The following is an 801-nucleotide window of genomic DNA, read 5'->3' as shown; positions in this document are numbered from 1 at the left end:
TCCTTGACACAGGGTCCATTTTAGTCACTAGTAGGGGTTCTTTATTGAAAATAATCTTCATTTGTCTAAAATGCTTACATATAGTTTAAGAAAGTAGTCCTGAGTAAGGTGGTATAATAACGAGATAATGTAATTGAATGATAAGGAGATCATGACTATGTTTACTGAAAAATTTTATGATGTATTAAATTATGAAGGTGCCGTTTCTATCACCTCTTGGGGAAACACTGACCCACATGTTACATGCACGTGGAACTCCTACTTAGTTACTAAAGAAGAGGATATTATTCTAATCCCAGCAGCAGGTATGACATCAACTGAAGAAGACCTTGTAGTAAATGATCAGTTAATTTTAACCTTAGCAGCCCGCCAATTAGAAGGCTTTAACAACTATCAAGGAACCGGCTTCCGCATTAATGGTAAAGGCGAATTCCTAACAGAAGGCCCATACTTTGACGAAATGAAAGAAAAATATCCTTTCATCCGTAAAGTATTACAAGTCACCGTATCAGACCTAAAACAATTGCTTTAATACCTACCTTTAATGAGCTTTTCGTCAAATCAGGCTGATGAGAAAATTTCCAAGTAATCATTTGATTGCTTGGTTTTTTATATCTTTAATTTTTACTATTTATTGAATTTAATATTTATTTTCCTCATCCAATCAGCCCTAAAGTTGCCTGCGTGCTAGAGAGTTCATAAAAAATATACATTTGTTGTTAAACTATACGGGCCCCCTGAAGCTAGCAGACAAAACTAACTTTAGGAGGCCCTTATCTATTCCTGAACAATTCATACTTT

General features: G+C 34.8%; 1 protein-coding gene. It reads left to right on the top strand.

The genetic code is table 11. The annotated features are described in order from the left end of the window. Positions 1-157: 157 nt before the first annotated feature. Positions 158-532: a pyridoxamine 5'-phosphate oxidase family protein gene (locus EF384_RS09590; RefSeq protein WP_123781490.1), complete on the top strand. Its 375-nt coding sequence runs from the start codon at positions 158-160 to the stop codon at positions 530-532. Positions 533-801 lie beyond the last annotated feature (269 nt).

The sequence above is a fragment of the Aerococcus agrisoli genome, from assembly GCF_003797145.1.
Classification (GTDB): Bacteria; Bacillota; Bacilli; order Lactobacillales; family Aerococcaceae; genus Aerococcus; species Aerococcus agrisoli.
This window is presented reverse-complemented; position numbering and strand designations above follow the sequence as displayed.

Coding starts and splice junctions, on each gene's coding strand:
- EF384_RS09590 (WP_123781490.1), top strand. CDS start 158: ATGTTTACTGAAAAATTTTATGATGTATTAAATTATGAAGGTGCCGTT.